The following is a 19,552-nucleotide window of genomic DNA, read 5'->3' as shown; positions in this document are numbered from 1 at the left end:
CGGGCGGCATGCGATGCAAAAAATACGGAAAGTGGTGATATCCCGTGCGCAAGGTAGCCGTCATACGGAACTGGTTCTTACCCATCAGCGAGACATTCATCTATTCAGAATTAATTGATCTGAAAACCTACACGTCGTTGGTCTGCTGCAAGAAAGAAATGAACCGAAGAAATTTCCCTTTTGATCCGGTTTTCATCTACAGGACGCGAGATGAATTAAAAGAGATCCTCGCAAGAGAACAGGTCGATCTGATTCACGCACGGTTCGGTGTAACGGGAGTCGAGCTGCTGGATATCCGGCAGGAACTGGACATCCCTGTACTGACTTCATTCCATGGTTTTGATCTGCCGACGAATGTCCGGTCGATGGAAAAATATGATGGACGTCTGGAGCAGCTGTTCTCCGAAAGCGATGCCTTCACGGCAACCTCAAATAACATGAAAAAGATTCTGGTGAAGTACGGGTGCCCCAAACATAAAATACACGTTCATCACAGTGGCATTAACATCGAACAATTTCCATTCCGGCATACCCCCGTCCCCTTAGATGGATCGATCACCATCCTTTCTGTCGGACGGCTTGTGAAAAAAAAGGGGATGAAGTACCTGATCGAAGCCTTCCAGAAGGTGCATCGTCAGTTCCCTGGCACCAGACTGCGCATTGTCGGCGATGGAAAGCTGCGTACCGATCTGGAAAATCTGGTCAAAGGACTCAAATTAGATCATGCCGTTACTTTTTCGGGGGCACTATCATATGAAGATATTGTCAGGGAAATGCAACAAGCCCACTTGTTTGCGCTGGCCAGCACCAGAACACCTGATGGAAATCAGGAAGGGATACCCAATGTATTAAAAGAAGCCATGGCATCCGGACTGCCTGTCGTCTCAACAAAGCATGCGGGCATTCCCGAACTGGTACGCAGCGGAGAATCCGGGATTCTTGTCCCTGAAAAAGACCCGGATGCGCTTGCCGAATCACTGATCTGGCTGATCCGTCACCCGGACCGGTGGCGTAAGATGGCAAAAAAAGGAAGAAAGACGGTAAAGCGGCAGTTCAATGCCGAGCGCCAGATCGACGAACTTGAACGCATTTATGATTCTGTTCTTGAAAAAGGGAACATGCAGGGAAAGGAGCGCACCGATGACTGAAATCAGTGTCATCATCCCAACTTATAACCGCGGAGCTTTTACTGTCGCGGCAGTGAAAAGCGTATTAGCCCAGTCTTACAGCGATTATGAGATTATTGTGGTAGATGACGGCTCAACAGACGATACCCGTGATCTGTTAAAAGCTTTTGGAGATAAAATTCGCTACATTTATCAGGAAAATAAAGGGCCTTCTGCTGCACGGAATGCCGGGATCCGTCTCGCCAGAGGCAACTATATCGCCCTCTGTGATTCCGACGACCGGTTCCTGCCGGATAAACTGGAAAAACAGATGGCCTTCATTCACGAACACCCTGAGTGCCGTTTTCTTTACAGCTGGTACTATAATGTCAATGAAAAAGGCAAAAGAACCAAGCTGCGTAAACCCCTTACCTGTAAAAGCCGGGAGCATCTGCAGTATTGCCTTTTTTCACGTAAATTTACCATCCGGACATCGACACTGCTGGTTCATAAAGCCTGCTTTGACAAAGCCGGACTGTTCAATGAAGACTACTGGTATTCCCAGGACTGGGATATGTGGCTGCGGCTTGCTGAGTATTACCGCGGTTACTGTCTTGAAGAACCTTTGTGTGAATACTGGCTTCACGGTGAGAACCGAAGCAGTCTGAGCATCCGGATCCACCATCCGGAAATACGGGATCATACCCTGGCATTATATGGCTGGGACGATAAGCGTCTGATCGAACTGGACAAAAAATACGGGAAGAAAAAAAGTAAGGGGAAAGCGCGATGAAGATCGCCTTCATCTGTTCCGACCGGGGGCCGTGTCCACCGGTTAAAGGGGGAGCCATCCAGCTTCTGATTTCAAAGATTGCTCCGCTGATTGCCCGATCTCACGATGTGACCGTGTTTTCCATTACCGATCCGGCACTCCCTGTCCATGAAAAGTCCGGCGGAGTGACCTGGATCCGCTTTGACCGGTCTGTTTTTTTTCCGCACGTCTGTGAAAGCATCAGAGCTGGGGCATTCGATCTGATCCAGGTTTATAACCGTCCCGGGTGGCTCGCTGAACTTCGCCAGGCTGCGCCTGATGCCCGGCTTTTCCTGTCTCTGCATAATCTGATTTACGACACGCTGAAAATGGATCGTCACCTTGCGGCAGGCTGTTTGCAGGAAGCCGATCAGGTGCTGACTGTCAGCCGGTTTGTTGCTGAGGATACGGTCGCGAAATTCCCCGGACTTGAAGAAAAAACACATGTCCTTTATACAGGGGTGGATACAAACGAGTATGCACCTGTATGGTCTGAGAAAGGGAAGGAATGGCGGAACCAGATCCGGGCGCGTTATCAGATCGCCGGTGATGAACGGGTACTGCTCTTCGTCGGAAGACTGGTATCTGAGAAGGGCTGCCACCTGATTCTGGAAGCCATGAAGGAACTCTCTGAAACATCCGGCCGGGTCAGATTACTCATCGTCGGAAGTAAATGGTATGCGGACGATGCACCGAGCGGCTATATTGAGAAACTGAAACAGGCAGCCGATGAACTCGAGGAGCGAGTGGTCTTCACATCCTATGTTCCTGTTGAGGAAATTCCGAAATATTTTGCCGCATCAGATATCTTTATTTGTCCCTCCCAGTGGAAGGAACCGCTCGCACGCGTACACTATGAAGCGATGGCTGCCGGCCTGCCCGTCGTCACCACCGCACGCGGGGGAAATCCGGAATTATTTCTGAACGATGGAGCTGCAAAGATCATCAGGCGTTATAAGGATCCCCGGGCCTTTGCGCAGGTGCTGAACCCGCTGCTGGCCGATCCGGATCTGGCCGATCAAATGGGCCGGGCCGGAAGATCAAAAGTGGAAGAAATCTATAATTTTCAGCGGGTCGCAGATGAACTGGAAACCTTGTATCAGACTGTAACGAGACAGGCTGAGAAATAAAGTGAAACGTCAATCAGTGGGGGTTTTATGGACAGGACGTGCCCTGCGACAGGGCGTCCTCACTTTCAGCCGGCGTCATCCCCGCTGATTGTTCGTTGAATCCATCGGGCTTCTGCGACCCAGGCCTGTTCGCTCATCCCCACGACCCTGAGAGAGGGTACGCCCGTTCATGCAGGATAAACCGAATGAGGAAAAACGGATCCGCAACCGGAACCGTTTTTTTGTTTTTTAAATTTTTGCGGAAAACAGCATCAGAAAAACTAAGCCTCTGGCGGCGCTCGATCTGCCAGCCGGCAAACATTTTTTCAATCTATTATTTCCCCTGGTGATCTGCATGCTGCCGGTACATCTGCAGCTGTAAATCGATGTAATCTTTTTCAGAGGCCACATCAAATCTTTGTCCCGAAATCACCTTACCATAGCAGGGCTGTGCAGCCAGCAGTTCCTGAATCCCGGCGGTTAACTGAATCTCTCCTCCACGATCAGGCTGAACCTTTTCCAATGCAGCCATAATCTCCGGAGTAAAAACATATCTGCCGATGATCGCATGGCGGGACGGCGGATTCTCCTGAGGTTTTTCCACAACCCCTTTAATAGAAAAAAGATCATTCCGAATCGGATCGCCGTCAATCACACCATAATTTTTCAACTGCTCTTCTTCAACCTCTTTCAATCCGATAACAGAGCCATGCTCTTCCTGATAAACATCGATCAACTCTTTGATTCCTTCGCCGATAACCAGATCATCCGGGAGCAGGACGGCAAAAGGATCATTCCCGATAAAATGCTGCCCCAGACGGATCGCCTGCCCCAGCCCTCCGGCAAACGGCTGACGCGTATAAAGAATCTGAACGTCAGGACGTTTCACTTTAGACAGTAAGTGTAATTTGTTCGCCTTTTGCAGATACATCTCAAGTTCAAGCGACTCATCAAAATAATCTATGATCATATTCTTGGAACGGGAAACAATCATCAGAATCTGCTCGATGCCCGCAGAGACGGCTTCTTCCACGACGTACTGAATAGAGGGTTTGTGATGAATCGGAAACATTTCCTTAGGGATGACCCTGGTAATCGGAAGACTTCTTGTACCATATCCGGCAGCAGGGATAATCGCTTTCCTGACCATTTGTGTTCCCCCCTTCTTTGCCAGAATGCTATATCTTATTCGCAGGCATACAAGCGGTCACTGCGTTTTCCTCTTTTTCATAAATTCACTGCAAACAGGCGATTCCAACCCTGTATTTAGACGATTGTACGGGACAATCCGCAGCTTTGATTAATATGATAACTCGTAAACCACGCGTTAAAGGGGCTGTTGGAAACTTGGATATCTGTATAATCGGTGCCGGCTATGTAGGCCTGACGTCGGCAGCGGTACTGGCCGAGCTCGGTCATCATGTGCGTTGTCTGGATACAGACAGTGAAAAAATCAAAGCCTTAACATCCGGTGAGGTACCTTTTTTTGAACCGGGTTTAAAAGAAATGATTCAAAGAAATCATGCGCGTCTGAGCTTCAGTGTACCCGAAGCCGGAATTCTGAATCAATATCCCGTCGTTTTTATTGCTGTCGGGACACCTTCTGCACCATCCGGTCAGGCAGATCTGACCTATGTCCGATCCGTTATCGATTTCATTGCCGGTGAACTGACCACCCGCAAAACGATTATCACAAAAAGTACCGTACCACCGGGGACCAACGAATGGATCTGCCGGACATTGAAAAATAAAGGCGTGGATCCGCAATTATTCGATGTCATCTCCAATCCTGAATTTTTAAGGGAAGGCAGCGCTATTTCCGACACCGTCCATCCGGACAAAATCGTTGTCGGAAAGCGTGAAGAGGATCACAGGTCTCTGCCTGTTATTGAGGCCATCTATCAGAAAATTGATGCCCCGTATGTTGTGACCTCCTTAACCGGAGCGGAACTGATTAAATATACGTCAAACGCCTTTCTGGCTGCCAAAATTTCGTTCATTAATGAAATTGCGCGAATTTGCGACGCATTTGAAGTAAACATTGAGGATGTGGCCAGAGGCATCCGAACAGACCCGCGCATCGGTCCGCATTTCCTCCAGGCGGGTATCGGCTATGGGGGATCGTGTTTCCCGAAGGACGTCCGTTCACTCGTGTATAACGCCGGGCTGAAGAACGTAGACCCTGTCCTTCTGCGTGCTGTTCAATCCGTCAACCACTCGCAGATTGATGTCTATCTTGACAAACTGCGTTCAGCACTCCCGGATCTGTCCGGAAAGAAAGTGACTGTGCTGGGTATTGCTTTCAAGCCAAACACGGACGATACACGCTATTCGCCCGGTGTGGCTCTGATTCAAAAGCTCAGCGAACTCGGCTGCACGGTCAGCGCATATGACCCTGAGGCGAAACTGCCGGGCCCGCCGGTGCCCCATGTCAGTCAGGTGAGCGAGATCAAGACAGCCGTCGAGAAAGCTGATGCCGTCGTGATCGCGACCGACTGGGAAGAATTTATCGATCTGGACTGGGCAGAGATCAAAGCAAAGATGAATGGCGATCTGATCCTTGATGCCCGCAACTGCATCAAACCCGACACGATCCGGAAACAGGGCCTGCGCTATCTGGGCGTGGCAAGGCCATGAACATTCTTGTAACCGGCGCTGCCGGATTCATCGGTTCCCATCTTTGTGAAAAACTGGTTGAGAATGAGCAGGTTCATGTGACCGGAGTGGATACCTTCATCGGTCCGACCCCTCCGTCTTTAAAAAAAGCTAATCTGACCAGGCTGGAAAATCATCCGCGTTTTACGCTGTTGCACGAAAATCTGCTGACAGCGGACCTGGAACGCCTGCTGGATCACGTTGACATCGTCTATCATCTCGCCGGCATGCCCGGCGTCCGCTCCAGCTGGGGGAAGGACTTTGATCCCTATGTGACAAACAATATTCAGGTAACGCAGCGACTGCTTGAAGCTGCCAAAAATCAACCACTGCAGAAGTTTATTTATGCCTCGACCTCGTCCGTGTACGGAGATAAGCAGGGGAAAGTGGCGGAGGACACGAGCCTGACACCTCTTTCCCCTTATGGGCTGACCAAACTGGCCGGCGAGCATTTATGTTATGTCTATCGTAAGAGCTTCGCTGTTCCTGTAATTACTGTACGGTTCTTTACGGTCTATGGACCGAGACAGCGGCCCGATATGGCCTTTCATCGCTTTATCAGGCAAATTCTGACAGACGATACGATCACGCTGTACGGCGACGGACATCAGTCAAGAGATTTTACGTATATCGATGACTGTATCGCGGGTCTTTCTGCAATGGTTGATAAGGACGGTCTGATTGGAAAGACGATAAATATCGGCGGAAAAGAACGGGCAACGATCAATGAAACCCTCGCCATCATCGAACAGCTGACAGGGAAAAAAGCGGCAATCGAATATTTACCGGCACTCCGCGGAGAACCCAAACACACATGGGCTGATATATCAAACGCTCAGACGCTTCTGGATTACGACCCGAGAGTAGCGCTCAGAGAAGGCCTTGCCTGCGAAATTGCCTATATCCGTTCTGCTTATGCCTTATAGACGACACCCAACCGATTCTCAGAATCGGTTTTGATTTTAGCGGAAAAAAGGCCGGAAGCATGACGCTTACCCTTTTTCAATAGTCCACGCTTTCCAGATATAAGCCGCGCGCTTCTGCCAGCCGCCCGGTCCGATTTCTTTTTTTTGCCTTCAGGATTTCAGGAACCTGATCCGGGTCAAGCCGGCAGAGCCCCGCTTCGATCAATGAACCGACTATTTTCCTGACCATGTTATAGAGAAAACGATTACCACAGATCCGGATCTGGATCAGACCGTCCTGCTCTTCAATGTCCAGAGACGTGATCCGGCAGACAGACGACTTTTTCTTTGATTTTGCATTTGAATAAGCGGTAAAATCATGCTCCCCGATAAAAAAAGAGGCTGCCTTCTGCATCCTGCCCAGATCCAGTTTCTCCGGAATATGCATGCTGTATTTTCGCAGAAACGGATGTGAATAATCCCCGTTCCAGATCTTATACAGATAGGTTTTTCCTTTGGCATGATAGCGTGCGTGAAAGCGTTCAGGAACCCTGGTGATGCGCGTGATACTGATATCTTCCGGCAGATAATGATTGAGAAAATTCTTGATCCCGTCTCCCGTCTGAGGGGTGTCCAGCCTGACATTTGCGACCTGTCCCAGCGCATGGACCCCGGCATCGGTCCGGCTGCTTCCGACTATTTCCACTGGCCTGCCTTCAAGCTGCGACAGAGCCTGTTCAATTTTCCCCTGAATCGTTTTTTCCTCTGCGCCGAGACGCTGCCAGCCTTTATATCGCCCGCCGTCATATTCAATCATCAATTTATAGTTCATAACCGGATGTCCGCCGCCTTTGTAAGGATAACAGCCTGTGCCTTAATTTCGGATCGCTGGCATACAGGTATAAACCGCGTACACCACGCGTCATCAGTACATTGATTGAATTCAGAATGATCCGTTCTTTGATTTGATCCGGGCTGTCAAGATCTGAGCGATTGACAAAAGCTGCCTGGTCCTGATATTTATCAATATCGATCAAGAGCCTGTCCCGCCCCTCATCATAAGAAACCGACGGTCCGAGAATCACTCCGACGTAATTCAGATCAAACCCCTGAACCGTGTAAACGGAGCCGACTTCATCAATCGTGTCCTCTCTTTCCGCCCATGCCTTTTTCGCCGTCGGTTTATAGCGATCCCATCGGCACACGAAATTTTTCTCCCGGATAAAATAGTCCCTGCCATCCAGTTTATATGGGTAATCATACGTCGCGACCATCCGGGAAAGGTGAACCCGCGCATTTTTTTCCTTGATGGCGTGGTACATGTCCCCCGGATCAGCAAAAATACGAAAATCAAACGCCTGTTTTTCAGGAAACGGAGCAATCTTCTTATGTACGAACTGATCAATCCATTTCAATACATCTTCATGGGCATGCATTCTGAATTGCCGCGTCAGGGAACAGGACACCGTCGGATATTGACCGATGATCTCCTGAAGAGAGGACGTGCTCCAGTGACTTTTCAGCTTCAATACCTGCTTCTCGTCGAAAACCAGCACAACCACCCGGCTGAGTTTCAGTATTTCTTCCAGCTGATTGTTCTGATAAAAACGGTTATATTTATCGCTTTTCGTAAGCAGTAAATGTGCTTCATCGATCAGCACAATATCCGCACGGGCCGCCTTTTTATGCATTTGATTAATAAAGGTGGTCGGCCTCTCAAAGTCTTTTTTCCGGACATGTTTCAGCTTTTCAGAAATGTTCCTGTAAAGTTTTAACATTTCCGGGTGATTCACAATCAGACGGTTATCTGTCTGATACAGCGGGCCTGCGACATCGCTCCGGGACTGTGTCTGAATCTCGTTAAAAACCGTGTTCAGCAGCACACTCTTGCCAGTCCCCGCATCCCCGTGAATGACGAATACCGACGCTTTCCGGCCCGATACATGCGCTCTGCAAAATTTGATAATTTTATCTTTCAACGTTTTCTGTTCTTCTGACAGCGTCCTGAACGGAGAAAGTTTAACGATCGATGCGTTTTCACGTTCCCGCTGAACGGCCTTGTTATCTGAAAGGTGCATATTTCGTCTCCTGCAAACACATATTATTACCGATTTTAACACAGAAAAGCCATTTATTCGAAAAAGTAACCTGAGACGAACCATAAAATAATTGAAAGAGGGAGTTACATGAGCATTCAGTCACCTGTTGAAAATCCAAAGAAGCTTTATACCTCTGGCACCTATCCGAAACAGGAACAGGCAAGGCCCGGACTTCAGTCAAAAATGATTCCGGTACCTGACTGTGGTGAAAAAACTTATAAGGGATCCGGACGTCTGCAGGGACGAAAGGCACTGATTACCGGCGGCGATTCGGGGATTGCCCGGGCGGCAGCTATTGCTTATGCCCGCGAAGGAGCGGATGTGGCCATCCACTATTTGCCTTTCGAACAGCCGGATGCGGATGAGGTTAAAACGCTGATTGAGGAAGCCGGTCAGAAAGCCGTTCTTATTTCCGGGGATTTATCTGATGAGGCCTTTTGCAGAAAAATGGTGGAAACCGCTCAAAAAGAACTCGGCGGTCTTGATATTCTGACACTTGTTGCCGGCGTCCAGCAGGCCTATAAAAGCTTCGAAGACGTGGAAACAGATATGCTTCGGAAAACATTTGAAGTCAACGTCTTTTCCATGTACTGGACGGTGAAAGCCGCGCTGCCCTTTTTGCCAAAAGGCTCCGCCATTACAACCACATCGTCGATACAGGCTTACGCGCCAACGCCGGACCTGATCACCTATTCACCGACAAAAGCCGCCATTGTTAATTTCACTAAAGGACTGGCTGCCGAACTCGCTCCCAGGGGCATCCGTGTCAATTCAATCGCTCCCGGTCCGATCTGGACACCCCTGCAGATCTGTGGCGGGCAGCTCTCCGGGAACATTCCGAAATTCGGCCACGAGACGCCTTTCAAACGTGCCGGCCAGCCGGCCGAGCTTGCCGGGACCTACGTCCATCTTGCCTCCAATGAAGCAAGTTACATCACCGCGCAGGTCTTCGGCATCACCGGTGGCTTACCGATTGCCTGAGTTACTGAAAAAACTGTCATTCGCAGAGGATGACAGTTTTTTATTCCACTTTCCGGATCTTTAAGGCTTTCGCTACTTCATGAAAAGCGGGAAAAGGGCGTCGTTCGGCCACTAAGCTGTACCTGCTTCAAACGATGCTGGCGGTTGAAGGCTAAGGGTTCGGAGCGCTCATAACAGGCGTCCGGTCGCAATAAGCGGAAATTTTCCGGTTAAGTGCAGAATAAAAAGGGTTTCAGAGTATCATAAGCGGAATTTTTCCGGTTACGCATTGAAAAATCCTCTATTTCCACATTTTCCGAGTCAATAGACGGAATTCCTCCGTTTATTGAAGCTCGCGTTTACCCTTTATTACTAAGTTAAACGGAATTTTTCCCCCTGATTTAGGGAACCACCTGTCAGCAATGCCAGACCTTTTTTCTGCGCAAATCATCTGTCCAAAGTGTTGAAATGCGGAAGTCGAACAGATCAAGCCGATCATCTCATGACGGTCCGTACACTGCTTCAACGTTTTCTAAATACCGATCAAGAAAAAGCGCCATCCTTCGATGACGTGACAGCTGCGCACGACCAACGGTATGGAAACGCCTGGATGAGGCATTCCGACGTTGGAGTGCGTCAACCGAATATTCCTCAATCGGAACTCAGTGACCCGCCTTAAATGAAAAACAGCGGGGGATCGCCGTGATTTGGTCATGACAGATCATGGAAAGTGGAGGGTGCAATAACTCCAGGAGCAGCATCAAAATCGAAAGTGACCGCTTTTATCAGGGACTGACCCTGGTTCCCCAATGGCCGGTATTAATCAAAATCATTTTCTTCCTCTATTTTTATGATTCTCCCTGACCTTGCAAGAATCTCCACTTCGAATATTCTGTTTTCCGGTGTTAGAATGAAAACTTCATAAATCAGCATACCATTTTCTAAATCCATATCTACATGCAGAATTGTCCCAGGTACACGCTGAAGGGCAATTTCCTGAGCTTGTTGCATTGTAATTCTTTGCCTGTACATCGGCGTCGGATTATCATGATAAAAATTTTCATACACTGAAAATTTCCTCCTCATTAAAAGATTCAACCCATTTATCCATATGTATCCGACAAATTTTTGGTGCAACAAAAAAGCCCCTGTCATGTGGACTTTTTATTTTGATTCCATTTAATGTTTTGAATAGGTTCATACACCAAAAGTATGTGATTTAAGGAGAGGAAGTCATGACACCATTTAAAGGGGATTTAGCCGGAAAGGTAGAAGCGTCAAAGACATTGAGATGAACTTTGACGCTTCTTAACAGTGCTCACTTATGATACGGTTCTCCCCGGATAATCTTAAACGCCCGGTAAATCTGTTCGATCAGGATCAGACGCATCAGTTGATGAGGAAAGGTGAACGCTGAGAAGGAAAGTTGAAAATCAGCGCGATGCAGGACCTCATCACTCAGCCCGTTTGACCCGCCGATAACACATGTAATATCGCTGTGTCCGTATGTAGCAAGTTCACCGATTTTTTCTGCGAAATCTTCTGAAGACAGCTGCCTGCCCTGTATGGCGAGGGCTATGACATAGGTCTGAGCGGGAATCTTCTTTAGCAGACGATCCCCTTCTGCCTGTTTAATCTGCCTGATCTCAGCCTGAGATAATGTTTCCGGTGCCCTTTCATCGGCCACTTCGGTAATCGATACACGAGCATATGAACGCAGCCGTTTACTGTATTCTTCAATGCCCAATCTGAAATATTTTTCCTTTAGTTTCCCTACACAAAGAATATGGATATTCACAACTTATCCCAACCTTATACATGAGTTATACACAGAACTTATGCACATATCCACAGGCACTATCCACATTATGTATGGAATCAGGCGTTTGCTACGACATATGCCTGTCGAAAAAAGTCAAACTCTGTCCCCCTGTGGATAATTGCTCCCTGGTTCATGAGCAAAATGGTTTTTATCGTTTTCTTAAACCGTTTTGAGCAGAGACTGCCCTGTCACATAGATCCTGCATATAGGGGAAATGACTGATCTCACACATCATCTCTGCATCAGGCGGCCTTTATTGCAATATGCACACATCTTTTTCATTTTAGCACAGGATTCTGAAATTTTTTTGCAGTTATCAACTGTTTGCTACCGATTGTGCATAACTTGTTTATAAGTCAGGCACTTCATCCACAGGTTATCCCCACGCAGCCCATTTTGCAAAAAATCATTTGAATTCAGAAGCCCCGAAGAAAGGGGAGTACCGCACAGTAAATCTGACGCTGAAATTTTAAAAAAAATAGCCTCCGGTTTAACCGGGGGCTACCTGTTATTTCATTCTATGTTGATCAAGAAAAGGTCTTGCTTCCAAGCTTCAGCTGTGTACTGTGTAATCTACCGGCACGGTAGTATTTAATATTGACCGTCTGACCGGCATGAAGATGTGTATACATATACGTCGAGAACTCGATATAACTTTTTATTTTATGGTTCTCGATCTGAGTGATTACATCTCCAGGTTCCAGTCCGCTCCTTGATGCCGGACTCCCCGTCTGGACATCCGTAACAACCAGACCTTGTTTCACATTACCGGGGAGCTGGAGCTGACTTGCCTCGTCTGCAGGTACGAGCGACAGGTCCACAATACTGATTCCGAGCATTGGCCGCTGTATTTTACCTGTTTTTTCAAGCTGGCTGATTACGGGTTTTGCCGTATCGATTGGAATGGCAAAACCGATGCCTTCGACAGAACCGTCACTGCTTGATCCGGTTGATGCAATTTTCGATGAATTAATACCGACCACCTGTCCGGCGATATTAACCAGCGCTCCGCCACTGTTTCCGGGGTTAATCGCCGCATCGGTCTGCAGGACCTGTGCTTCCATTGATGTACTGTTCGTTTCCACAGGAATCGTCCGGTTGGTCGAACTGATGATACCTTCCGTTACCGATCCGGAAAAACCGAGCGGATTCCCGATGGCAATGGCCGTTTCCCCGCGTTTCAGTGCTGAAGAGCTCCCGAATTCTGCAATGGTTTTAATATTGGATGAAGGAATACGCAGAACGGCCAGATCGTAAAGCGCATCTTTCCCCAGAACCTTAGCTTCCACCTTGTCATTATCGTTCAGCCGAACCTCGACTCTGCTGGCACCGGAAACGACATGATTGTTCGTTACAATATAGGCGTAGGGTCCGGCCCGTTTATAAATAATGCCTGAGCCAATACCGGTTTCCGTATACTGATTATCGAAAAAATTAGCCTGTTGCAGGTTAATTACGGCAACGACAGCCGGGGACACCTTATCAACTGCATCGGTAATCCGTGACGTGACGTTTACCCTGACATCGCGATTAATCGACGGATTTAACGTATTCGTTGTATTCTGATCTGTTGAACCGGTCGTCACTGAATAAGGCAGAATGCCCAAATCGGAGAGTACCGGTGCGAAGATCAAAAAGCAAACCATACCGACAACTGCGCCGATAAAGCCGGCAAGGAACCAGGCACCCCGTCCTCTCCCGCCTCTTCGTGCGGGTCGTGAACCGTTGTCTGGTCTCTCATTTGAGTGGTCCTCATCATAAAAGCCCATACCGATAATCCTCCTCTACTCACATTGCTATCAGAATCGAAAGGCGCATCCTCGATTCATCCTTTAAGCTTAATGTAGCACCAATTACTATTCTTATGAAAATTATGTGACTATTTTTATAAACATCAAAAAAAGCGGATGTTTTTCCAAAGGATCTCCGTATACAGGATCATTTAAACCTACATCGCCTTTAAATCTGTCGCATGCTCCGGATCCGTATCATAAAGGCTCAGATCCCGCCCAATACGGAGCCCCTGATCTTCAAGGCGCTGCCCGACGCTCATTCTGGCCAGTTCTTTCATGTTATTGTCCCGGCTCAGGTGGGCCAGATACACGCTCTTCGTCCGATTACCCAGCACCTCTGTCAGCGCAATCCCTGATTCATCATTGGATATATGACCGGTATCCCCCAGAATTCTCCGCTTAACACTCCAGGGATACCGACCCATCATCAGCATTTCCGTGTCATGGTTCGCTTCGATCACATAAGTATCTGAATCTCGGATTAATCCTTTGATATGATCGGAAACATAGCCAAGATCTGTGAGAAGCGTCATCTTTTTACCCTGGTCATGAATCACATAGAACATGGGATCCGCGGCATCATGCGACACTGAAAAAGATTCAATATCAAGATCTCCGAAACTTTTTACCGAATTGGCACGAAAGGTAAACTTCTGCTCAACCGGAATGCGGCCAATCGTCGACGCCATTGCCTGCCAGGTTTTTTCATTGGCATAAACCGGTGTATGAAAACGCCGGGCGAAAACACCTAACCCGCGCACATGGTCACTGTGCTCATGCGTAACCAGTATGGCATCGATATCTTCCGCTTTTTTCCCTATTTCACCCAGAAGGGCAACCATCTTCCTGCCACTCAGTCCGCAGTCAATCAGCAGTTTATGCTGCTGCGTTTCAATATAAAGTGAATTTCCTGTACTTCCGCTCGCAAGTACGCTGTACTGCATGGTCTGTCTTCCTCTCTCCACGGCCTGTCCCCTCAGGCCGCTTTCTCATCTGTCTGTTTCAGATTATTCGATGGACTGAAGATTACCCGAAACAGCGTTAATAAAATATTCAGAAGTTCCCTGTTTCGTCTTGACATGAATACTCCAGGCCGGGATAAAAATAAGAGGATCCGATCCGGCATCACCAACCAGATTTACGTAACCAAGTTCTATCCCGGTAATGCGCGGCTGCTCATTATCCAGAAGGTCTGTTGAATTCCCCAGATTACTAATTGCACGAGCTGCACTGATCACATCAACCGTATTGGACTTTTTAAAAGTAAAATAACTTTGCCTGTAGCCGGTGATCTGGTTATCGGTCACGGTGAACTCAAGCATTTGCACATTGCTGCGTTTACTGATGAACACCGGTCGCCCATCGTACAGCTGAGCATAGTCCATTGTTCCGGTTTCCTTATTCGACTGCCAGTATGTATAGTTCTGACCCTGGTAAACAAGATTCAGAAGACGTTTCTGCAGTTCGATGCCGTTCGATTGAGCTTTAACCGGCTGATCGAATGTGCTGTGCAGCTGCATGCCGTCATCCTCTATGCCGACTTTCTGACGGACCGTTGCGCCGGTCGGATTAACCAGATTGGTCACATTTTCCTTTTCTTTCGAAAAATCTGTTCGTGTCCCTCTGAGAAAAGTTACATCCTGCGGTGTCGAGGGCAATTCTGTTTCAATTCGAAATGAATTAGTCCCGGTTGTCGATCCGGCTGGCCCTTCCATTCCTTCATCCTGCTGTCTGAGATAAAGTTCAAAGATCAGGAAGGCATCCAGAAGGAGAAAGCAGATGATAAAGATCGATTTTGTCTTACTCCAGTTCATGGTGCATCCTGCTCCTTCGTTTGATTCAGCTGGGGCGGGGTGATCGTTTCCGTTGCAGAATACCACTGACCGCCAATCTTATAAAACCAGTCCGGCATCGCCTTTAAAGAATGAATACTCTCAGATTTTGGATTATTTACCCTGTATCCAATCGCCATATCCTGAATATTATGGATGGATACCGAGGCCCTTCTCAGTTTATCAAGTATATCCTGTCCGGATTCCAGTGTCACTTCCCCTGGTGCATCAATGCGTGTTAAAGTCAGAAGTGTTCGGTCGAAATGATAGAGTTCCTGACTTTTCCAGGTCAGTTCCATCATCGTTAAATACATGTTGGGGTAATATTCTGTATTATAAAGCATATAATCGCCAAGCAAAATGCGGAAATCAACGGTATTCTGTTTTCCTTCGTTCGATATGGAGAGTCCATCGTACATAAAATCATCGGTCCACGCTTTGTATTTATTAATAAAATCAAAACTGTGGACAATGGGATCTGATATCGCTTCGTTACCGCCACTGATTCCCGGGTTGACATACTGAAGAATGGTCGATGTTGTCTCCAGCTGACTTGCCCAGTCGGTATACGCATTCTTATCCCTGGAACGGACAACATTTCTGGGATCGGTAAAAAGGACGGGAATGAAGGATTCCGCCGGCGTTTTTTCAAAGTACAACACAACCGGCCTGATGGTCGTTTCTTCATCAGGCAGATAAGTGATCTTTCGATTGAATGAAAATTTGCTGAACGTTCTGTTCTCACCTTTGGAAAAAAGGGTATTCAGACGGCGAGTATCGACTTTACCAACAAGTGCAGTAAACTGATCGCGCCCATTTTCTGAACGAAATACCGCCATAAGTCCGGATTCAGACCCGGGGGTATACAGCTCGACTCGATCTACCATAACGTGTTTCGGAATCTCTTCTTCATCCTGATCAAAATGGAAGACCTTTTTCAGGGTATCGCCGGTAAGTGGAGCCGGAAATATAATTTCATAAGAAGTGGAGCCATTCTTTTTCAGCGGCGGCTTCTGTCTGGCATTGGGCACGACCTGACTGAATTCTGCCGACAGATAGACATTATAGACCGGCGTGATTTCACTGCTCCTGTCCTTTCCCATCACCTCATTTCCCGTGTGCTCCAGAGCAAGCGACGGGCGCACAACATCGGTTAAACGACGTGCTTCTGCAATGGAGACCGTGGTCGCCGACGTCGAAGGACCCTGATATTTTTGAAAATCCGCCTTGTAAAACCAGATATTCCAGGTCATAGCAACACTGGCAAGGACGAGAATGGCCAATAGAATAGATTTAAAGGTTTCTCTGTTCATTGTTCACCCTCCTGGTCAAGAGGAAGAATAAAGTGGATGGTTGTCCCATGATTCCACTCACTCTCCGCCCAGATATCTCCACCCTGCGCTTCAATCATTTCCTTTGCAATGGCCAGGCCGAGACCTGTACCTCCCAGTTTTCGGGACCGGGCACGATCCACACGGTAAAAACGGTTGAAAATTTTCGTCAGATTTTCTTTCGGAATACCAACGCCCTGATCTTTAATCATGGTCCTGATCTTGCGTCCTTTTTTGATCACTGCAAAAGTAATGATCCCGCCATCCGGCGAATACTTCATGGCGTTAGAGATAATGTTATCAATCACCTGTGTCAGTTTATCCCGGTCAATCTGAACAAAACAGGGACCTCCCCGGGGAAATTTCCTGACAAATTGTATATTTTGATTCTTCGTCATTTCGAATCGGTCAATAATCTGTTCGCAGAAAGTAATATAATCCGTACGTTGCAGATTGAGCTTGTAATCCTTTGAATCCAGCCGCGACAATTGCAGCAGGTCGCGGACCAGACGGATCATGCGTTCTGTTTCCCGCTGGGTGACATCAAGAAACTTGGCCGCGAGCCGCTCATCTTTTACAGCCCCATCCTGAAGCGCCTCCAGGTAACTTTTCATCGTCGTCAGAGGCGTTCGCAGTTCATGCGACACATTGGCAACAAACTCGCGACGTTCCATATCAACCTGCTCCTGTTCTGTGACGTCATGAATAACGGCAATGAGCCCGCTGGTCAGGCCATTTTCTTTTTTAATCACGGAAAAATTGGCCCTCAGGAGTATCGTATCTGTATCTGTGCTGAAATCCAGGACAATCGAATCCGTCAGATTATACAGATCCATGATCTTATAATCTTTGCGGATTTTGAGCAGATCAAGAATGGAATTGCCTGTCACGTCATGGCGATACACACCCAGGAGATCCTCTGCCCGGTTATTCATCAAAATGACGTTGCCTTTGCGATCGGTTGCGATGACCCCATCGGTCATATAGGTCAGGACAGACTTTAACTTCCTTCGTTCCGATTCGGTGTTTGCCGTTGCTTCACGTAATTTTGCCGTCATGTTATTAAATGAAGCCGCCAGCTGTCCAATTTCATCTTTTTCCGTCATTTCCACTTTTCGATTAAAGTTTCCCTGCGACACGGCGAGAACCTGTCGCTGCATCTGTACAAGTGGCTTCGTGACGGTTCTGGACAGAAAAAAGCCAAGAACGGCCGTCACAAGAAGGGAGAAAATAGTCGCTGCAGCGAGGATCTGATTGATTTCCCGCAGCTGATCGTAAACTCCTTCAAAACTTTTTTCCACATAGAGCACGCCATAATGCTGATTTCCCACCACGATGGGGACAGTGACAATATTAACGCGCTCACCACTGCTGCCATTAGTCATTCTGTATCGGTTTGTCGATGTCGCGCGAAGGTCCTGCAGAATCAGGCTGTTTGTTGTCGTTTTCCCAACAGCACTTTGGTTGTCCGCTGCGACAATGACCCGGTTCTGATCAATCACTTCGACTTCCCGGAAGTCACTGTCCAGATCAGAAAACTGGCTGCTGATCTGATCTGAAAGATTCGACGGACTCGTATCTGTATCTTTGTTTTCTCTCAGGACCTCACTGATATTCGCGGCGATCAGGTTGCTCTGGCTGACCAGCGTCTCTTCAAAACTATCGAGCTGCATCGTTTTCAGGCGATCAGTGAAATAAACACCAATTAACTGCATGGCCAGAAGAATGAGCAGGGTGTAAACGAGTACAATTTTAAATTGAATCGATTTAAAAAAACCGACTTTATTCATTCCGACTTCTCCTGGTCAGGGGCATTGAGATAATATCCGACGCCCCGTCTGGTCACAATCCACTCCGGCCGGCTTGGGTTATCTTCTATTTTTTCGCGCAGGCGCCGGACCGTGACGTCGACCGTGCGGACATCACCAAAGTAATCGTAACCCCATACCGTCTGAAGAAGGTTTTCTCTGGTCATGACCTGACCAATGTGTTCAGCGAGATAACGCAGCAATTCAAATTCCCGGTGGGTCAGTTCAATGACCTTACCCCGTTTGGTGACGACATAAGCATCCAGATGAATAACCAGGTCACCGATTTCAATATTATTCTCCCTGCCCTTCTTCTGTTCACTTGATTCAGCCTTGTGCCGCCTCAGATTGGCTTTCACCCGGGCAATTAATTCACGATTGCTGAACGGTTTTGTGACATAGTCATCGGCCCCCATTTCAAGCCCGAGGACCTTGTCGATTTCCGAATCTTTCGCCGTCAGCATAATGATTGGCATGGTATATTTTTTTCGTATTTCACGACAGACTTCCATTCCGTCTTTTACCGGCAACATCACATCCAGCAGGACCATATCCGGATGCTCCTGTTCCACCTTCTCGAGTGCTTCGCCGCCATCATAAGCACAGACGACCTGATACCCTTCTTTTTCAAGATTAAACTGCAGGATATCTGCAATTGGCTGCTCATCATCTACGACTAATATCTTGCTGTCCATTCCGGTGAACCTCCTCTGTCTTCATTTTTTTATCGTTTTATTTTCTATTTTAATCATCTATCAATCACTCAGCTGCTTCAGGTATCCGCCTCCGGTAAAAGAATTCCGGATCGGGGATCCTTCCATGTTCCCACTCATTTTACCATAATCATTCCGGGGCTGTCATAACGCCTCCGGTGGCTAGCTACATCCTTCTAAACCTTTTATACGACATTTAAGGACAAACAAGACCTCCGGATCCTGATGATCCGGAGGTCTTAAATTGTTCCGAAGGCATTCACGCCATATTATGTCCGATGAAACATGGCTCGAGGCGGAATCGAACCACCGACACAAGGATTTTCAGTCCTCTGCTCTACCGACTGAGCTATCGAGCCATATATGTAATGCGGGTCCGAGCGGATTTGAACCGCCGATCTCCTGCGTGACAGGCAGGCATGTTAACCACTACACCACGGACCCATTAATTGCGGGGGCAGGATTTGAACCTGCGACCTTCGGGTTATGAGCCCGACGAGCTACCGAACTGCTCCACCCCGCGACAATAAAATCTGATTGCCCTTTTGCGGCACAGACAATATTGTACCATCCCAGGATAAGAATAGCAAGCTTTTTATCAGCACCTG

At 47.8% G+C, this 19,552-nt stretch carries 17 protein-coding genes and 3 tRNA genes; 6 read left to right on the top strand and 14 right to left on the bottom strand.

The genetic code is table 11. The features are described 5' to 3' along the window. Positions 1-44: 44 nt before the first annotated feature. Genes ABNN70_RS04160 through ABNN70_RS04150 form a run of 3 tightly spaced genes read left to right on the top strand, consistent with a single transcriptional unit; the run spans position 45 to position 3,047 of the window. Positions 45-1,148, top strand: coding sequence for a glycosyltransferase (locus ABNN70_RS04160; RefSeq protein WP_353948823.1), 1,104 nt, complete (start codon positions 45-47; stop codon positions 1,146-1,148). Further along, positions 1,141-1,899 (top strand): glycosyltransferase, encoded by a 759-nt coding sequence (locus tag ABNN70_RS04155; RefSeq protein ID WP_165364220.1) that lies wholly within the window; start codon positions 1,141-1,143, stop codon positions 1,897-1,899. Before ABNN70_RS04160 ends, ABNN70_RS04155 begins: the two co-directional genes overlap by 8 nt. Further along, positions 1,896-3,047 carry a glycosyltransferase family 4 protein gene (locus ABNN70_RS04150; RefSeq protein ID WP_353948822.1) on the top strand — a complete coding sequence of 384 codons (1,152 nt, stop codon included), beginning with the start codon at positions 1,896-1,898 and terminating at the stop codon, positions 3,045-3,047. The genes ABNN70_RS04155 and ABNN70_RS04150 overlap by 4 nt, the downstream gene beginning before the upstream one ends. A 313-nt stretch (positions 3,048-3,360) precedes the next feature. On the opposite strand, the gene ABNN70_RS04145 is transcribed toward ABNN70_RS04150, so the two are convergent. Beyond that, entirely contained in the window at positions 3,361-4,176 is an 816-nt protein-coding gene (locus ABNN70_RS04145; RefSeq protein ID WP_353948821.1) for a UTP--glucose-1-phosphate uridylyltransferase, read from the bottom strand. A 155-nt stretch (positions 4,177-4,331) separates the two neighbouring features. On the opposite strand from ABNN70_RS04145, the gene ABNN70_RS04140 reads away from it, so the two are divergent. Both ABNN70_RS04140 and ABNN70_RS04135 read left to right on the top strand, forming a co-directional pair. After that, on the top strand, positions 4,332-5,663 hold the full coding sequence (locus ABNN70_RS04140; RefSeq protein ID WP_353949372.1) for a UDP-glucose/GDP-mannose dehydrogenase family protein: 1,332 nt from the start codon (positions 4,332-4,334) through the stop codon (positions 5,661-5,663). Continuing rightward, positions 5,660-6,607 carry an NAD-dependent epimerase/dehydratase family protein gene (locus tag ABNN70_RS04135; RefSeq protein ID WP_353948820.1) on the top strand — a complete coding sequence of 316 codons (948 nt, stop codon included), beginning with the start codon at positions 5,660-5,662 and terminating at the stop codon, positions 6,605-6,607. The genes ABNN70_RS04140 and ABNN70_RS04135 overlap by 4 nt, the downstream gene beginning before the upstream one ends. Positions 6,608-6,683: 76 nt before the next feature. Here the strand turns inward: ABNN70_RS04135 and truA are convergent, their stop codons facing one another. Continuing rightward, entirely contained in the window at positions 6,684-7,418 is a 735-nt protein-coding gene (gene truA / locus ABNN70_RS04130; protein ID WP_353948819.1) for a tRNA pseudouridine(38-40) synthase TruA, read from the bottom strand. Next, on the bottom strand, positions 7,408-8,664 hold the full coding sequence (locus tag ABNN70_RS04125) for a DUF2075 domain-containing protein (protein WP_353948818.1): 1,257 nt from the start codon (positions 8,662-8,664) through the stop codon (positions 7,408-7,410). The genes truA and ABNN70_RS04125 overlap by 11 nt, the downstream gene beginning before the upstream one ends. 108 nt (positions 8,665-8,772) lie before the next feature. Between ABNN70_RS04125 and ABNN70_RS04120 the strand changes: the two genes are divergently transcribed. Continuing rightward, positions 8,773-9,666, top strand: coding sequence for an SDR family oxidoreductase (locus ABNN70_RS04120; protein WP_129928549.1), 894 nt, complete (start codon positions 8,773-8,775; stop codon positions 9,664-9,666). A gap of 798 nt (positions 9,667-10,464) precedes the next feature. On the opposite strand, the gene ABNN70_RS04115 is transcribed toward ABNN70_RS04120, so the two are convergent. From ABNN70_RS04115 to ABNN70_RS04065, 11 genes are all read right to left on the bottom strand, one after another. After that, a complete protein-coding gene (locus ABNN70_RS04115) occupies positions 10,465-10,713 on the bottom strand; it encodes a PepSY domain-containing protein (protein ID WP_129928550.1) in 249 nt (82 codons plus the stop codon). Between the two features lie 250 nt (positions 10,714-10,963). Beyond that, complete coding sequence (gene rlmH / locus ABNN70_RS04110; RefSeq protein WP_353948817.1) at positions 10,964-11,443, bottom strand: 23S rRNA (pseudouridine(1915)-N(3))-methyltransferase RlmH; 480 nt, start codon at positions 11,441-11,443, stop codon at positions 10,964-10,966. A 551-nt stretch (positions 11,444-11,994) separates the two neighbouring features. Continuing rightward, positions 11,995-13,236: a trypsin-like peptidase domain-containing protein gene (locus ABNN70_RS04105; RefSeq protein WP_353948816.1), complete on the bottom strand. Its 1,242-nt coding sequence runs from the start codon at positions 13,234-13,236 to the stop codon at positions 11,995-11,997. 179 nt (positions 13,237-13,415) lie between these two features. After that, positions 13,416-14,204 carry an MBL fold metallo-hydrolase gene (locus tag ABNN70_RS04100; RefSeq protein WP_129928629.1) on the bottom strand — a complete coding sequence of 263 codons (789 nt, stop codon included), beginning with the start codon at positions 14,202-14,204 and terminating at the stop codon, positions 13,416-13,418. 63 nt (positions 14,205-14,267) lie between these two features. Then, on the bottom strand, positions 14,268-15,074 hold the full coding sequence (gene yycI / locus ABNN70_RS04095; RefSeq protein WP_129928553.1) for a two-component system regulatory protein YycI: 807 nt from the start codon (positions 15,072-15,074) through the stop codon (positions 14,268-14,270). Next, positions 15,071-16,405: a two-component system activity regulator YycH gene (gene yycH, locus ABNN70_RS04090; protein WP_129928554.1), complete on the bottom strand. Its 1,335-nt coding sequence runs from the start codon at positions 16,403-16,405 to the stop codon at positions 15,071-15,073. Before yycH ends, yycI begins: the two co-directional genes overlap by 4 nt. After that, complete coding sequence (gene walK / locus ABNN70_RS04085) at positions 16,402-18,213, bottom strand: cell wall metabolism sensor histidine kinase WalK (protein ID WP_129928555.1); 1,812 nt, start codon at positions 18,211-18,213, stop codon at positions 16,402-16,404. Before walK ends, yycH begins: the two co-directional genes overlap by 4 nt. Further along, a complete protein-coding gene (gene yycF, locus ABNN70_RS04080) occupies positions 18,210-18,926 on the bottom strand; it encodes a response regulator YycF (RefSeq protein ID WP_129928556.1) in 717 nt (238 codons plus the stop codon). Before yycF ends, walK begins: the two co-directional genes overlap by 4 nt. A 304-nt stretch (positions 18,927-19,230) precedes the next feature. Then, a tRNA-Phe gene (locus tag ABNN70_RS04075) sits at positions 19,231-19,303 on the bottom strand. A gap of 12 nt (positions 19,304-19,315) precedes the next feature. Further along, positions 19,316-19,388: transfer RNA gene (locus tag ABNN70_RS04070), tRNA-Asp, on the bottom strand. Between the two features lie 5 nt (positions 19,389-19,393). Beyond that, a tRNA-Met gene (locus ABNN70_RS04065) sits at positions 19,394-19,467 on the bottom strand. Positions 19,468-19,552: the final 85 nt, after the last annotated feature.

Origin of the sequence: Sporolactobacillus sp. Y61 (assembly GCF_040529185.1) — a bacterium.
GTDB lineage: Bacteria > Bacillota > Bacilli > Bacillales > Sporolactobacillaceae > Sporolactobacillus.
The sequence above is the reverse complement of the archived record's forward strand: the minus strand, read 5'-3'. Positions and strand labels throughout refer to the sequence as shown.

Coding starts and splice junctions, on each gene's coding strand:
- ABNN70_RS04155 (WP_165364220.1), top strand. CDS start 1,141: ATGACTGAAATCAGTGTCATCATCCCAACTTATAACCGCGGAGCTTTT.
- ABNN70_RS04150 (WP_353948822.1), top strand. CDS start 1,896: ATGAAGATCGCCTTCATCTGTTCCGACCGGGGGCCGTGTCCACCGGTT.
- ABNN70_RS04145 (WP_353948821.1), bottom strand. CDS start 4,176: ATGGTCAGGAAAGCGATTATCCCTGCTGCCGGATATGGTACAAGAAGT.
- ABNN70_RS04140 (WP_353949372.1), top strand. CDS start 4,332: ATGATAACTCGTAAACCACGCGTTAAAGGGGCTGTTGGAAACTTGGAT.
- ABNN70_RS04135 (WP_353948820.1), top strand. CDS start 5,660: ATGAACATTCTTGTAACCGGCGCTGCCGGATTCATCGGTTCCCATCTT.
- truA (WP_353948819.1), bottom strand. CDS start 7,418: ATGAACTATAAATTGATGATTGAATATGACGGCGGGCGATATAAAGGC.
- ABNN70_RS04125 (WP_353948818.1), bottom strand. CDS start 8,664: ATGCACCTTTCAGATAACAAGGCCGTTCAGCGGGAACGTGAAAACGCA.
- ABNN70_RS04120 (WP_129928549.1), top strand. CDS start 8,773: ATGAGCATTCAGTCACCTGTTGAAAATCCAAAGAAGCTTTATACCTCT.
- ABNN70_RS04105 (WP_353948816.1), bottom strand. CDS start 13,236: ATGGGCTTTTATGATGAGGACCACTCAAATGAGAGACCAGACAACGGT.
- ABNN70_RS04100 (WP_129928629.1), bottom strand. CDS start 14,204: ATGCAGTACAGCGTACTTGCGAGCGGAAGTACAGGAAATTCACTTTAT.
- yycI (WP_129928553.1), bottom strand. CDS start 15,074: ATGAACTGGAGTAAGACAAAATCGATCTTTATCATCTGCTTTCTCCTT.
- yycH (WP_129928554.1), bottom strand. CDS start 16,405: ATGAACAGAGAAACCTTTAAATCTATTCTATTGGCCATTCTCGTCCTT.
- walK (WP_129928555.1), bottom strand. CDS start 18,213: ATGAATAAAGTCGGTTTTTTTAAATCGATTCAATTTAAAATTGTACTC.
- yycF (WP_129928556.1), bottom strand. CDS start 18,926: ATGGACAGCAAGATATTAGTCGTAGATGATGAGCAGCCAATTGCAGAT.